11 protein-coding genes are annotated in these 14760 nt (G+C 44.3%); 9 read left to right on the forward strand and 2 right to left on the reverse strand.

The window, feature by feature from the left end:
• Positions 1-2: 2 nt before the first annotated feature.
• From QF117_RS11695 to QF117_RS11730, 8 genes are all read left to right on the forward strand, one after another.
• Complete coding sequence (locus QF117_RS11695) at positions 3-1448, forward strand: ATP-binding protein (RefSeq protein WP_282389083.1); 1446 nt, start codon at positions 3-5, stop codon at positions 1446-1448.
• 157 nt (positions 1449-1605) lie between these two features.
• Positions 1606-2868: an ABC transporter substrate-binding protein gene (locus QF117_RS11700; RefSeq protein ID WP_282389084.1), complete on the forward strand. Its 1263-nt coding sequence runs from the start codon at positions 1606-1608 to the stop codon at positions 2866-2868.
• 146 nt (positions 2869-3014) lie between these two features.
• Positions 3015-3938, forward strand: a complete 924-nt coding sequence (locus tag QF117_RS11705) for a sugar ABC transporter permease (protein WP_282389085.1) — start codon at positions 3015-3017, stop codon at positions 3936-3938.
• A complete protein-coding gene (locus QF117_RS11710) occupies positions 3935-4792 on the forward strand; it encodes a carbohydrate ABC transporter permease (protein WP_017033962.1) in 858 nt (285 codons plus the stop codon). Before QF117_RS11705 ends, QF117_RS11710 begins: the two co-directional genes overlap by 4 nt.
• Positions 4793-4797: 5 nt before the next feature.
• Entirely contained in the window at positions 4798-5910 is a 1113-nt protein-coding gene (gene ugpC, locus QF117_RS11715) for a sn-glycerol-3-phosphate ABC transporter ATP-binding protein UgpC (RefSeq protein WP_017033961.1), read from the forward strand.
• 511 nt (positions 5911-6421) lie between these two features.
• Positions 6422-7417 carry a DctP family TRAP transporter solute-binding subunit gene (locus QF117_RS11720; protein ID WP_017033960.1) on the forward strand — a complete coding sequence of 332 codons (996 nt, stop codon included), beginning with the start codon at positions 6422-6424 and terminating at the stop codon, positions 7415-7417.
• Positions 7418-7506: 89 nt separating this feature from the next.
• Entirely contained in the window at positions 7507-8202 is a 696-nt protein-coding gene (locus tag QF117_RS11725) for a TRAP transporter small permease (RefSeq protein ID WP_282389086.1), read from the forward strand.
• A gap of 3 nt (positions 8203-8205) precedes the next feature.
• Positions 8206-9567 (forward strand): TRAP transporter large permease, encoded by a 1362-nt coding sequence (locus QF117_RS11730; protein ID WP_282389087.1) that lies wholly within the window; start codon positions 8206-8208, stop codon positions 9565-9567.
• A 119-nt stretch (positions 9568-9686) separates the two neighbouring features.
• On the opposite strand, the gene QF117_RS11735 is transcribed toward QF117_RS11730, so the two are convergent.
• Together QF117_RS11735 and QF117_RS11740 are read right to left on the reverse strand one after the other, a co-directional pair.
• The gene (locus QF117_RS11735) at positions 9687-11033 is read right to left on the reverse strand and encodes a sigma-54 dependent transcriptional regulator (RefSeq protein ID WP_282389088.1); all 1347 of its coding nucleotides are present in this window, start codon (positions 11031-11033) and stop codon (positions 9687-9689) included.
• A 32-nt stretch (positions 11034-11065) separates the two neighbouring features.
• Positions 11066-12847, reverse strand: a complete 1782-nt coding sequence (locus QF117_RS11740; RefSeq protein ID WP_282389089.1) for an ATP-binding protein — start codon at positions 12845-12847, stop codon at positions 11066-11068.
• A 545-nt stretch (positions 12848-13392) separates the two neighbouring features.
• Between QF117_RS11740 and tig the strand changes: the two genes are divergently transcribed.
• Positions 13393-14700 carry a trigger factor gene (gene tig, locus QF117_RS11745; protein WP_282389090.1) on the forward strand — a complete coding sequence of 436 codons (1308 nt, stop codon included), beginning with the start codon at positions 13393-13395 and terminating at the stop codon, positions 14698-14700.
• Positions 14701-14760 lie beyond the last annotated feature (60 nt).

Genomic DNA, 14760 nt, shown 5'->3' on the forward strand with positions numbered 1-14760 from the left:
CAATGAGCCCACAGCTTCAATTAAAACCCAATTCTTTAGTTGCTAGAACACTCTGGCTCACATTGCTTGCTGTGGTTATTGCTCAGGGTATTGCAACGTCAATTTGGTACTTTGAGTCAAAACAGAAAGAAGTGGAAGGCATTCACTCGGCATCTTCCAGTATGGCAACCATGTTTGCATCGACAGTGACCTTCTTTCAATCCCTTCCTGTTAACTATCGACACATTGTTCTAGACCAAATACGTAATATGGGTGGAACCCGTTTTTTTGTGTCGTTTAATAAAGAAAAGCTATTGGTTGAAGGCATTCCAAATACTCGTCTAAAGGCGGCTTCGGTCAGTGCGGTGACTCAAGTTCTCGAAGATAAGCTCAATAAAGTAAAATCGGTTTCGGTCGATTTTTCTCGCCCAGATAATCTGAGGTTGCTAAAAAATGATATTTACCTGAGTGATCTTCCCAAATCTTGGGCCCATCACACGTTGACTCTGGGCCCAATTAACCCACCGATACTGGTCGTCCAGATTGAATTGGCGACCGATGAATGGCTTTATATCGCTGCGCTTCTTCCTGCTCCTTATGTCACCTTGCATGACACGATTTTGGGGCGTGAACAGATCCTATTTTTGGTTTTATCGACTCTCATATTGCTTTTGCTTACATACTTGCTGGTTAGGCGACAAGTGAAACCCTTGAAGCGGTTAGCCAAAGCGGCCAATGAGATGAGTATGGACATCGATCAGCCTCCGCTGAGAGAAGAAGGGGCCAGCGAGTTAGTGACCGCTACCCGTGCTTTTAATCGCATGCAAAGCCGTATTCGACGCTATGTTTCTGATAGAGAGCATCTTTTTTCTGCAATTTCTCACGATTTGAAAACGCCGATAACTCGACTGAGGTTAAGGGCGGAATTACTCGAAAGTGACGTGAAAAGAAACAAGTTTAATAACGATCTTGATGAGTTAGAGATCATGGTCAAAGGGGCGCTGCAATGTGTTCGAGATACTGACCTGCATGAAAATAATGCGTATATCGACATCAATCATGCGATTCAATCGGTTATTGAGTCTCATAACCAATATGAGGAAAAAGTCTCATTTTACCCGATTGATCTGGGTACGATTGTGGCCAAGCCTCTCGCGATTAAAAGGGTGCTGACCAATATCATCGATAACGCGGTTAAGTATGGTGAGCGAGTGCAAGTGGTCACAACACAAACCGATGAATGGATAAAAATCATTGTGACTGATCATGGCCCAGGGATACCAGAGGACAAGCTCGAAGCGGTATTTGAACCTTATTTTCGCATCGCCACAGACGAAGATGGTCATGGGTTAGGGCTAGGAATTTGCCGCAATATTCTTCACGGACATGGTGGAGATCTCATAATTAGTAATCTAGATAGCGGTGGCTTAAAAGCGCAAATCTATATTCCACGAGGTCTAGATGTGTAATGTAACAAGATTGTTACGTTGCGGTTACGGTTTGTTTCAGAACTTCGGCGGTGATTGGTTAGACTTCCAGTATTCGAGTATGAACGCTCGTTTATTGTTGTTCAGTTAAGTAACGCTCTTAATGAGCAATGACTAATCCAATACATGGAAGATAATAATGAAAATGAATAAAACCCTACTTACCTTATCTCTTTTGTCTGCTGCCTCTTTGTCTGCTTCTTCACTGTCTCACGCGGGTGAAGTTGAAGTTCTTCACTGGTGGACCGCTGGTGGCGAAGCTAAATCGGCTGCTGTTTTAAAAGACATGATCGAACAACAAGGTCATACGTGGAAAGATTTTGCGGTGGCTGGCGGCGGTGGTGAAAGTGCCATGACGGTTCTGAAAACCCGCGCGGTATCAGGCAATCCTCCTTCGGCGGCTCAAATTAAAGGGCATGATATTCAAGAATGGGGTGGATTAGGCTTTTTAACCTCTCTTGACGCAACAGCCAAGCAAGAAAAATGGGATGACATTCTTCCATTGGTTGTGACTAACGTGATGAAATTCGATGGTGAATATGTTGCCGTGCCGGTTAACGTTCACCGTGTAAACTGGCTTTGGGCAAACCCTGAAGTGCTTAAAAAATCCGGAGTTGAAGTTCCGACTACGCTTGACGAGTTCTTTATTGCGGGCGACAAAATTAAGGCCGCTGGCTTTATTCCTTTAGCGCATGGTGGTCAGCCTTGGCAAGACGCGACGGTATTCGAGGCTGTTGCTCTTGAAGTGTTAGGCAGTGAAGACTATAACAAAGCGTTCGTGGACTTAGACATGAGCGTGTTATCTGGCGACAAAATGACGGAAGTGTTCACTAAGTTTAAGAAGATCCGTGACTACATCGACTCAAACTCCCCAGGTCGTGATTGGAACGTAGCCACCTCCATGGTCATTAATGGCGAAGCGGCAATGCAAATCATGGGCGATTGGGCGAAAGGTGAATTTACCGCCGCTGGCAAAGTGCCGGGTAAAGATTACATCTGTGCTCCAGCGCCAGGCACCAGCGGTCAATTCACCTTCAATATTGATAGTTTTGCGTTCTTCGAGCTAAGTGAAACAGCGAATCAACAAGCGCAGCAAGATCTTGCAAAAACCATTCTTACTAAGGACTTCCAAGAGGTCTTCAATCTTAACAAAGGTTCAATTCCTGTCCGTTTAGATATGGATATGTCGAAGTTTGATCAGTGTGCTTTGGACTCTATGGCAACCTTTAAAGAAAGTGCAACAACGGGCGATCTTGTTCCGAGTATGGCGCATGGTTTATCAACCACTAGCTATGCACAAGGAGCCATTTACGATGTCGTTACCAACTTCTTTAATAACCCGAAAGCCGATCCTAAAGAAGCCGCAGCGAAGCTAGCGAAAGCAGTTAAAGCGGCGATCTAACGTTTACCCTTAGCCTTGGTTAAATAAGGCTTTAGTAAAGACCCCCAGTGTGGATAGGCTGTCATGGCCTATTCATACTTTACCAACGCACGCACTGTCTTTTTCAACACTGCTTGTTTTGGTTGGTTATATAACAAGGAAACGTTATGGAGCATGTTTTGACTCAGTCAACAAAAAAACCAGCAGTGAAGCCTAAATTCACCGATAGGTTACAGCATTGGCTACCAAAGATTGTACTTGCCCCAACGATGCTCATGACAGTGGTGTGCATATACGGCTACATTTTTTGGACAGCGACTCTTTCATTCACAAATTCTCGATTTTTACCCAGTTTTAACTTTGTGGGCTGGGCTCAATACGAAAAGCTGTTAGACAATGATCGTTGGATTACCTCGATCACTAACCTTGGTCTTTTTGGTGGCCTGTTCATGTTGGTCGCCATTGGGCTTGGTGTTTTTCTTGCCATTTTTCTTGACCAAAACATTCGCCAAGAAGGGGCGATTCGTACCATCTATCTTTACCCAATGGCGTTATCGTTCATCGTGACGGGTACGGCATGGAAGTGGATTCTTAATCCTGGATTAGGCATTGAAAAAATGATGCAGGATTGGGGGTTCGTCGATTTCAAATTTGATTGGCTCGTCAATTCTGAAATGTCGGTTTATACCTTGGTGATTGCGGCGGTTTGGCAATCCTCTGGATTCGTCATGGCGATGTTCCTCGCGGGGCTTCGTGGCATCGATTCATCGATAATTAAAGCCGCGCAAATCGATGGTGCAGGTTTACCAGCCATCTACATGAAAATTGTTCTGCCGTGTTTACGCCCGGTCTTTTTTAGCGCCATCATCATAACGTCACACATTGCTATTAAGAGCTTTGATTTAGTGACCGCCATGACTGCCGGAGGCCCAGGCTATTCATCGGATCTGCCAGCCTTGTTTATGTATGCACACTCATTTACACGCGGACAAATTGGTTTAGGTGCGGCGAGTGCAATGATGATGTTAGCGGGAATACTCGCGATTTTAGTACCGTATCTCTACTCCGAACTTAGGGAGAAAAAATCATGAGTAATCAGCTTAATGTGGGTCGACTGTTTATTTACTCGATTCTGATCTTCTTTTGCTTAGTTTATCTAATGCCTTTATTCGTCATGGTGATTACCTCATTTAAAACGTTACCTGATATTAAGGCGGGTAATTTGATGAGCTTACCCAAAGAGTGGGTGTTTGATGCCTGGTATAAAGCGTGGGATGGCGCTTGTACAGGAGTGAAATGTGAAGGTGTGAAAGGCTATTTTTGGAATTCATTTCAAATGGTGATTCCAGCGGTGGCTATTTCCACACTTCTGGGCGCATTCAATGGTTACGTGGTGACCAAGTGGCAATTTAGAGGCTCTAACCTCTTTTTCAGTCTGCTTCTATTTGGCTGCTTTATTCCATTTCAAGTGGTGTTGTTACCCATGGCGGCGGTGCTTGGCAAGCTAGGATTAGCGAATACAAATACGGGTCTTATCTTTGTGCACGTTGTATACGGCATGGCTTTTACCACGCTGTTTTTCCGAAACTTTTATTTAGGCATTCCCGATGAGCTGGTTAAAGCCGCCAAACTCGACGGAGCGGGCTTTTTCACAATTTTCTTTAAGATTTTATTACCGCTTTCCACGCCGATTATTATGGTCACGGTCATCTGGCAGTTTACCGCCATTTGGAATGACTTCTTATTTGGTGTGGTGTACTCAGGCTCTGAAACACAACCCATTACTGTCGCGTTGAATAATTTGGTCAACACCAGTACCGGCATTAAGGAATATAACGTAGACATGGCTGCCGCTATCATTGCCGCGCTTCCTACCTTATTGGTTTATGTATTAGCAGGAAAATACTTTGTTCGTGGCCTAACGGCAGGATCGGTAAAAGGATAATTATTATGGCAACACTAGAACTGAAACAGATCCGCAAAACCTACCCAAAAGCGGACCAAGAAACATTGAAAGGCATCGATATCAGTATCGAATCCGGTGAGTTTTTGATTTTGGTTGGCCCTTCAGGCTGCGGGAAATCAACGCTGATGAATACCATCGCTGGACTCGAAGATATTAATGAAGGTGAGATTGTTATCGATGGTACTGATGTCGCAAGCGTAGAGCCAAAAGACCGTGATATTGCGATGGTGTTTCAGTCTTATGCGCTGTACCCAAATATGACGGTAAGGGGGAATATCGCGTTTGGTTTGAAAATCCGAAAAATGCCGCAAGTCAAAATCGATGCAGAAGTCAACCGCGTGGCTGAAATGCTGCAAATAGAACAGCTGCTTGACCGTAAGCCGTCTCAGCTTTCGGGTGGGCAACGACAACGTGTGGCCATGGGGCGCGCACTGGCTCGTAGACCTAAGCTGTATCTGTTTGATGAGCCGTTGTCGAATTTGGATGCCAAATTACGCGTTGAAATGCGCCATCAAATTAAGCGCCTACACCAAAAGCTCAACACCACCATTGTGTATGTAACCCACGATCAGATTGAAGCCATGACGTTGGCGGATCGGATTGCGGTCATGAAAGATGGTGAGTTGCAGCAGTTAGGGACACCTAAAGAGATCTACAACAAACCGAACAATATGTTTGTTGCAGGTTTCATGGGGTCACCGTCAATGAACTTTATTAAAACCATGGTCGATCTGGATAACGAAGACAACCCGATCATACGAGTAACCGGGTCAAATGATCAAGAGCATCATATTAAGTTACCTCAATCGATGCGTCAGCAAGACGGAAAAGAAGTGGTGATTGGGCTAAGACCAGAACATATTAGTGACTCCCAAGGCGAAGATACAACCGCTTCGACGCTGTTGGATTTAAAGCTAGAAGTTCTCGAGCCGACTGGGCCAGATACGATTGCCATGATTAAGGTGAACGACCAAGAGGTAGCGTGTCGCCTTTCACCAGAGTTTGAGGTGAGTGTAGGGCAGATGGCTCCTCTGCATTTTGACTTGTCAAAGGCGGTATTTTTTGATGCGAAAACAGAAAATCGGATTGATTTTTAACAAGGCTCAATGAATCGCAACAGTTATAAAGTGCACCTTCCATTTTGAGTGATGACCGATTTCTAGATAGGTCTTCAGATTGAATGTTCGGGGGAGTATTCAAGCTGATTTTATACTTGGGATGGTGCACTTTACTCTTGAATATCACGAGTGCAAAAAAGTGAAAGTGGGGGGATGACTCACTTTCACTTTTTTTGTTTGACGCCGTTTGGTCATTCAAGCCGACAGTGCTTTGTGCTTTGTGCTTTGTGCTTTGTGCTTTGTGCTTTGTGTTATGCGCTATGTGTCATTTATCCCCCCTTTTGGCGATTTCAATGGGTCACTTTCCACACATTTATTTACACTTAGCCTATGGAGAGCACTCAAATTCATCGTCATACACTGACTTCTTTTTATTCAATCCCTTACCGATAAAGGCTTGAACACAATTTGTTACAAACTGGCTTGTTAATTGCTCTATTAGAACCATCAGCCCATAGATGGTGCTGTTTTATTACTAAGGAGAATAATAATGTTTAAGCCTCTTACCCTGCTGTCTGTCTCTGCTCTGGCATTGACAAGTTTTAATGCTGCTGCGAACTGCGATCCGGGTGAAATCGTGATCAAATTCAGTCATGTAACCAATACAGACAAACACCCTAAGGGAATTGCTGCTTCGTTGTTAGAAGAGCGTGTAAACACGGAAATGAACGGTAAAGCTTGTATGCAAGTTTTCCCTAACTCGACACTGTACGATGATGACAAGGTGTTAGAAGCCATGCTAAACGGTGATGTTCAATTAGCGGCTCCATCGTTATCAAAGTTTGAAAAATTCACGAAAAAGTTCCGTATCTTTGACTTACCGTTCCTGTTTGACGATGTGGAAGCCGTTGATCGTTTCCAAAATTCAGAGTCAGGTGACAAGCTTAAAAATGCGATGCAAAGACGCGGATTGCAAGGTTTGGGCTTTTGGCACAATGGCATGAAGCAAATGTCGGCTAACGTACCGCTTATATCTCCTAAAGATGCTGATGGTCTGAAGTTCCGAGTTCAGGCTTCGGATGTTCTGGTCGCTCAGTTTGAACAGCTTGGTGCCAACCCACAAAAAATGTCGTTTAAAGAAGTGTACGGTGGCCTTCAAACTAAGGTTATCGATGGTCAGGAAAATACTTGGTCAAACATTTACGGTAAGAAGTTCTTTGAAGTTCAAGATGGCACAACAGAAACTAACCACGGTATTTTAGATTACCTACTTGTGACGTCGAATGACTTCTGGAAAGAACTGCCTGATGATGTTCGTGATCAGCTTGGTACCATCATTAAAGAAGTGACAGAGGCGCGTAACGCGAAATCTTCTGAAGTGAATCTTGCGAACCGTAACAACATTATTGAGGCGGGTGGCGAAGTTCGTACCTTAACCGATGCGCAAAGACAAGAATGGGTGACGGCGATGAAACCTGTTTGGAAGAAATTTGAGAAAGATATCGGTGCAGATCTTATTGAAGCGGCTATCGCATCAAATAATTAATCTTCCCCTTTTTAATGCCCACTCTATTGGTGGGCTTTGTTGTTTCTTGGCACCGTTTTTTGGTGCCACATTACCTGATGGATCTAAGCATGTTTGAGAAAGCAGGAAAAATAACGGACGCGATAGAAGAAACCCTCATTGCTTTCTTCTTAGGCGCAATGACGTTACTCACATTTGCCAATGTGGTTTTTCGATACGCCTTTAATGACAATATTTTATGGGCACTTGAGTTAACGGTATTTATGTTTGCGTGGATGGTGTTAGTCGGCGCATCTTACGGTGTAAAAAAGCACTTTCATATTGGTGTTGATGTCATCATTAACATGGCACCAGAGAAGCTACGTAAAGTGTACGCTATGGTTGCGGTGACCAGTTGTCTCGCTTTTTCAATATTATTGCTTATTGGTTCGTGGAATTATTGGTATCCGTTTGCGACTGAGCGCGCGTGGTATGAAACCGACGATATTCCAATGCCAGAGATGCTTCAGTTTATGTCTGACTGGTTGAATGAAGGTGAACGTTACGAAAAACTGCCGCGCTTTATTCCTTACATGGCATTGCCGATTGGCATGGCGCTATTGACCTTCCGATTTACTCAGATTGCGTTTCAGGTTTTCAGCGGAAAACTGGACCGAATGATTGCAGGTCATGAAGCGGAAGAAGATCTCGATGCTTTAAGAGCGGATGTGTTGGCGGGGAGTGACGATGATGCGATGGCGCCTTTGACTCCTGATTCGTATAAAAAATCGGATGTGAACGTGAAACCAAACGGCAAGGAAGACTAGATCATGGCCATGTTATTTCTATTTTTAATGGTAATCGCGTTCATGCTGATTGGCGTGCCAATTGCGATTTCTTTAGGTTTATCCAGTATCATTTTTTTATTGATACATTCGGATGCGTCTCTCGCGTCTGTGGCACAAACTCTGTTTAATGCGTTTGCCGGGCACTATACGCTACTGGCGATTCCATTCTTTATTCTTGCTTCGAGCTTTATGTCTACGGGTGGCGTAGCGAAACGTATTATTCGTTTTGCGATTGCGATGGTCGGTTGGTTCCGTGGTGGACTTGCCATGGCATCGGTCGTGGCGTGCATGATGTTTGCAGCCTTGTCGGGTTCTTCGCCGGCAACGGTGGTCGCGATTGGTAGTATCGTCATCGCTGGTATGGTTAAAAATGGCTACACCAAAGAGTTCGCCGCTGGGGTTATTTGTAACGCAGGTACGTTAGGCATCTTAATTCCACCTTCTATTGTGATGGTGGTTTATGCCGCGGCAACCGATGTCTCTGTTGGCCGTATGTTCTTGGGTGGTGTCATTCCCGGTTTACTCGCCGGTGTGATGTTGATGATTGCTATCTACATCACCGCGTGTGTTAAGAAAATTCCAGCTCAACCGTTTGTAGGTTGGTCTGAAACCTTTAGCGCGGCAAAAGATGCGAGCTGGGGCTTATTGTTGATTGTCATTATTTTGGGCGGTATTTATGGGGGTGTCTTTACGCCAACGGAAGCCGCGGCAGTTGCTGCTGTGTACGCCTTCTTTATCGCCAACTTTGTGTATAAAGACATGGGGCCATTTGCGGATAAGACCAACACCAAACCTCTGCTCGTTAAAATCGTTCAGACCTTTGTGCATAAAGACACTAAAGATACCCTTTATGATGCGGGTAAATTGACGATCATGTTGCTGTTTATCATTGCTAACGCCCTGATACTCAAACATGTACTGACGGAAGAACGTATTCCACAAATGATCACGGAATCGATGTTGTCGGCTGGATTAGGGCCAATCGCGTTTTTGATTGTGGTGAACGTGTTATTGTTGATTGGTGGTCAGTTTATGGAGCCATCGGGCTTATTGATCATCGTTGCTCCGCTGGTGTTCCCAATTGCAATAGCGCTAGGCATCGACCCGATTCACCTAGGTATTATGATGGTGGTGAATATGGAGATAGGGATGATTACACCGCCTGTGGGGTTAAATCTGTTTGTAACGGCAGGGGTGGCTAAGATGTCGATGATGAATGTTGTCAAAGCGGCCATGCCTTGGGTTGGTGTTATGTTCTTATTCTTAATTATTGTCACTTACGTGCCTTGGGTATCCACCTGGTTGCCAACAACGCTAATGGGGCCGGAGATCATCACTAAATAGATCGGACTCGGTTCATAGGTTTATTGGTTCATAGGTTTATTGGTTCACGGGTAATAGTGGATATAGGAGCATGGATGATTGGATCATTTATGCTCCTAGTTGGTTTCCAATAGTTGATATTAGTGTTCGTGTTTATAGTCTTCCTTAACGAGTTGATAGCGCTGCATTTTGTCATAAAGCGTTTTACGTGGCAGTTCAAGTAACGACATGGTTTCTTTGATACTGCCATTCGTTTGAATTAACGTTTGTTCGATGATGCCTTTCTCAAACTCATTGACTTGCTGGCTGAGTGAGGACTGAATCGCTTCTGATGAGTTGTTGTCGCCCAACTTCCCAAGTTGCCCAAGAAGTACGAATCGCTCTGCGGTGTTTCGTAGTTCTCGAACATTCCCAGGCCAGTCGTGACTGAGTATTTTTGCTAATTCGCTATTGGGCAGTGACGTTGCTGCTTTTCCATAGCGGGCAGCGGCAACCAGCAGAAAGTGGTGAAAGAGAGTCGGGATGTCTTCTTTCCTTTCGCGCAAAGGGGGTAAATCCAGCGTGACAACATTTAACCGGTAGTATAAATCTTCACGAAACTCGCCTTGTTGTGCGGCTTGTTTCAAGTCAACTTTGGTTGCGGCAATTACGCGAATATTCAGTGAATGAAGTTTATTCGACCCAACTCGTTCAAACTGCCTTTCTTGGAGCACGCGAAGTAGCTTTATCTGGGCTTGCATCGGCATCGACTCTATTTCGTCTAGAAATAAGGTACCATTATGCGCGTGTTCTAGTTTGCCGGTTCGATGGCTTTCAGCTCCGGTAAAAGCACCTTTCTCATGCCCGTATAGCTCACTTTCAATCAAGTTTTCTGGCACGGCACCGCAATTGATCGCGACAAAATTTTCTTCGCGTCGGTCGCTTTGTTCATGTAGGGAACGAGCTACAAGCTCTTTACCTGTGCCTGTCTCACCAAATAACAATATGTCGGCTTGGGTGTTTGAAATGTGGCTAATCGTATCGCGTAAAGTGCGGATGGTTTGAGTCTCGCCAATGATACGAGGGCCAAGCGTTTGGCTGGCCTTTAACGATCGTTTTAGTGTTTCATTTTCCAATGTTAAGTTGCGCTTCTCGATGGCTCGGCTGATGGTTTTGATTAACCGGTCCGGTGAAAATGGCTTTTCGATAAAGTCATAAGCGCCGGTTTGCATCGAAGCAACGGCCATGGATATGTCGCCGTGCCCTGTGATCAAAATAACAGGAATATCCGGCTGTTGCTGAATGATGGTTGTCAGCAAATTTTCCCCAGAAATGCCAGGTAGACAAATATCACTGACAATCACCTTAGGAGGGCCATCGGCTTTGAGCGCGATCAGAGCTTCTTCTGCAGATGAAAAGAATCGAGCCGTAAGATCTTCCAACTCAAAGCTTTGTTCAATTGCGATTCGAATATCCACTTCATCATCAATGAAAAAAATGTCGACCATTAGTGTTCCTTAGTATCTATACGTTCTAATTGCTATTTCTGAGTTGGAATCGGTAATTTGACTGAAAAGCATGCGCCACCGAGCTTGGACTGAGAATAGGTAAGTTGGCCACTCATTCCCTCAATTATCTGATGTGAAATCGACAGCCCTAAACCAAGCCCATTTTTTTTGGTGGTATAAAAAGGGTCAAAGAGCTGCTTCTTCTGTTGAGGGCTTACGCCTTTGCCGCTATCTTCAATGGTAATGACGACCTCATTGCTTTGGCTAAACGCACTGAGCAGTATGGTCTTGTTCTGCAACCCTTCCATGGCTTGTATCGCGTTTGTGAACAAGTTAACCAAAACCTGTTCCAACTGAATTCGATTGATCTCTACCATGGGTAATTGAGACTCGATGGCTGCTGAAAAACTCACCATGTTTGACTTGATTTGAGGAGACATCAGTTCAGTTGAAGCGTCAATCACAGAGGTAACATGTGTGATTGATTGATCCGTGGTCTCTGTTTTTCTGGCGTAAGACTTTAGCTGTTCACTGATTTTAGCCATGCGTTCGGTTAAGGCAGAGATTCGAATTAAATTATCGTTCACTCTGTCGAACTTCTGTTTCTCTAAAAAACGCTTTCCATTGTCGGCAAAACTTCGAATAGCGGCCAAGGGATTATTGAGTTCATGGCTGATGCTGGCGGACATTTGCCCTAACACAGCGAGCTTCGCCGCCTGAATCAATTCTTCTTGCGTTTGTCTCAGCGCTTTTTCGGTTTGCATTCGCTCGCCAATTTCTGCATGTAACTCGGCAGTGCGAGTCATGACTTGAAATTCAAGTCTTTGCTTGGCTTCCATTTGAACTTGTTCTAATTGGCGATGTTTAAGCTTGCGATTCAACAATAATAAAATAGTCAGATACGCGACACTCAGAACCAGAGTAAGGATGCCAATAAAAACAAACGAACTCCAAACCAAGATGCGCTGAGGTGTTAGCACACGGATGGTTAAGGGGAGCTGTGATAACTTTCGAGAAGAATAAAAATAGCTATCTAATAATCGGTCTTTGTTAGGGCTAATTAGTTTGCCTTGAACCGCAGAAACATCATTGCTGAACCCTAAAGAGCGAATGTCGGTATCGAGGTACTGCTGGCTGCCTTTGATTCGTGTTCTTTGGGCTTCACTTAACGTCGTTAAGCTTTTGAACAGCCAATCAGGTTGGTTTGACATAAAGACCACGTTGTCCGGGTCGGTCACTACAAAAAAGTCTTGTTTTCCGCGCCAGCTTTCTTCTATGAGTGATAAATCCATTTTGACCACCGTCACCCCGATCACTTCGGCAGCCAAAGTAATCGGATACGAGTAGTAGTAACCTCGTTGACCCGATGTCGAACCTAGAGCGAAGTAGCGGCTGGTGTTTCCTTCCAACGCTTCTTGAAAATAAGGGCGCCATGCGAAATTTCGGCCCACAAAGGTGCGTGACATATTCCAATTGCTAGCCGCAATGGTTGTTCCATTTCGGTCAATAAGGTACGTATCGGCCGCTTGAATAACGGAATTTACTTGTTCTAGGTATCGGTTAGTGACTTCAATTTGTGCACTGTTAGCCGGGGCGAGCAGGGCATCTCGCAGTTCTTGGTCTTTTGACAGTAACTGAGGAATATGGTCGTACTTATCTAACTTTGAGGTGATATATTCAGAAAATCGGTCCAGCTGTGTCTGGTGGACAGCGTAGATATCTTGTTTTTGTAGATCCCAAACCAGTTTTGTTCCGATCACGGTACAAAAAACAAAGATAATGATGAAACCAATATTTAAATGCTTAATGGTCAACCTGTTGCCCCTTCATTCGATACCCGTCTAGATTAAATGTTGGGTGAAAATTGGACGTAAAAAGTTGCGAAATATGCGTGATAAAACAGGAGCAAGATCTCTTTTTAGTACTTTTACTAAAAAATTAGCGCGAGTCTCTTGAAAACTCATACCTAGCCCCCACTTTTATTCTCAGGTGGTTTTCCAATGGTGGAAATTAAAGCAGTCAGTCACGAAATTAGACTTATGCATCATCCTATCGTAATGAACGACTCGACAGTCTGGACTTCCCTCGATAGAATGCTGCGTCTAAAATTTTGTCTTGAGACTAATAGGAGATACCTTCGTTTTGTAGAGACAAGTGGGAACGATTTATCGTCGTCACTTGTTGCCACGAATAGTCAAGAAGATATCACTGATTAGTCCAATACTAGAAGTTTCTAGTATTGATGCTCAATTTAACTAAGCACGGCTTAACGTCGTATAAAGATGCAGTCATTCATAGGTTATCTATGTTACTGGCTCACCAGCTCAGATACCTGAGCCATTTTTGAGGTTTAAAAATAATGCAAGTTACTGTTGAAACGCTAGAAGGCCTAGAGCGCCGTCTTAATATTACTGTTCCTGCTGCGAACATTGAAGATGCTGTTACTGCTGAACTGCGTAATATCGCTAAAAATCGTCGTTTCGATGGTTTCCGTAAAGGCAAAGTGCCGATGAAAATGGTAGCGAAAATGTACGGACAGGCAGTACGTCAAGACGTACTAGGTGAAGTGATGCAGCGTCACTTTATCGAAGCTATCGTTAAAGAAAAAACGAATCCAGCGGGCGCACCTACTTTTGCTCCAGTAGAAAACAAAGCAGGCGAAGATCTAGTATTCACTGCTACTTTTGAAGTCTACCCAGAAGTTGAGCTGAAGGGCCTAGAAAGCATCACTGTTGAAAAACCTGCAGTTGAAGTTAAAGATGGCGATGTAGAAGAGATGATCGATACTCTACGTAAGCAACAAGCGACTTGGGCTGAAGTGGATTCTGCAGCGGAAGAAGGCACTCGTGCAACGATCGATTTCGTTGGTTCTATCGATGGTGAAGAGTTTGAAGGCGGCAAAGCTGAAAACTTCCCTCTAGAAATGGGCGCTGGCCGTATGATTCCAGGTTTTGAAGACGGTATCACTGGTAAAACAGCCGGTATGGAATTTGAAATCGACGTAAACTTCCCAGAAGATTACCACGCTGAAAACCTAAAAGGTAAAGCAGCGAAATTTGCTATCAAAGTCAACAAAGTTGAAGCTCGTGAACTACCAGAAATCAACGATGAGTTCGTGGCTAAGTTTGGTGTTGCTGAAGGCGGCGTTGATGCACTTAAAGCTGAAGTTCGCAAGAATATGGAACGTGAGCTTAAGCAAGCAGTTAAGAACCGCATCAAAGAGCAAGCCATTGACGGCCTTGTTGAGCAAAACAACATCGACGTTCCAGTTGCCCTAATTGACCAAGAGATCGTTGGCCTGCGTCAACAAGCGGCTCAACGCTTTGGCGGTAACCCAGAAGCTGCAGAGCAACTTCCACGTGAATTGTTCGAAGAGCAAGCTAAACGTCGCGTAGTGGTTGGTCTTCTTCTAGGTGAAGTGATCAAGTCTGAAGAGCTAAAAGCTGACGATGAGAAAGTGAAAGCTATCATCGAAGAAATGGCGACAGCATACGAAGATCCATCTGAAGTTGTTGCATACTACGAGCAGAACGAACAAATGATGAACAACATGCGCAACGTGGCTCTAGAAGAGCAAGCGATTGATGCCATCATTGCTAAAGCTCAGGTTACTGAAAAGGAAGTTGGCTTTAACGAGCTAATGAACCAACAGCAACCAGCTCAATAAGCAATATATTGTGTAGGTAGTTGACTTAACGTGAACTATTCTGCTAACAATGGTCCGTAT

The organism is Vibrio sp. YMD68 (assembly GCF_029958905.1).
In the GTDB taxonomy this organism is placed as follows: Bacteria; Pseudomonadota; Gammaproteobacteria; order Enterobacterales; family Vibrionaceae; genus Vibrio.

Bases quoted from the DNA above. Each gene is read 5' to 3' on its own strand.
- QF117_RS11705 (WP_282389085.1), top strand. From the start codon at position 3,015: ATGGAGCATGTTTTGACTCAGTCAACAAAAAAACCAGCAGTGAAGCCT.
- QF117_RS11700 (WP_282389084.1), top strand. From the start codon at position 1,606: ATGAAAATGAATAAAACCCTACTTACCTTATCTCTTTTGTCTGCTGCC.
- tig (WP_282389090.1), top strand. From the start codon at position 13,393: ATGCAAGTTACTGTTGAAACGCTAGAAGGCCTAGAGCGCCGTCTTAAT.
- QF117_RS11710 (WP_017033962.1), top strand. From the start codon at position 3,935: ATGAGTAATCAGCTTAATGTGGGTCGACTGTTTATTTACTCGATTCTG.
- ugpC (WP_017033961.1), top strand. From the start codon at position 4,798: ATGGCAACACTAGAACTGAAACAGATCCGCAAAACCTACCCAAAAGCG.
- QF117_RS11735 (WP_282389088.1), bottom strand. From the start codon at position 11,033: ATGGTCGACATTTTTTTCATTGATGATGAAGTGGATATTCGAATCGCA.
- QF117_RS11695 (WP_282389083.1), top strand. From the start codon at position 3: ATGAGCCCACAGCTTCAATTAAAACCCAATTCTTTAGTTGCTAGAACA.
- QF117_RS11720 (WP_017033960.1), top strand. From the start codon at position 6,422: ATGTTTAAGCCTCTTACCCTGCTGTCTGTCTCTGCTCTGGCATTGACA.
- QF117_RS11730 (WP_282389087.1), top strand. From the start codon at position 8,206: ATGGCCATGTTATTTCTATTTTTAATGGTAATCGCGTTCATGCTGATT.
- QF117_RS11725 (WP_282389086.1), top strand. From the start codon at position 7,507: ATGTTTGAGAAAGCAGGAAAAATAACGGACGCGATAGAAGAAACCCTC.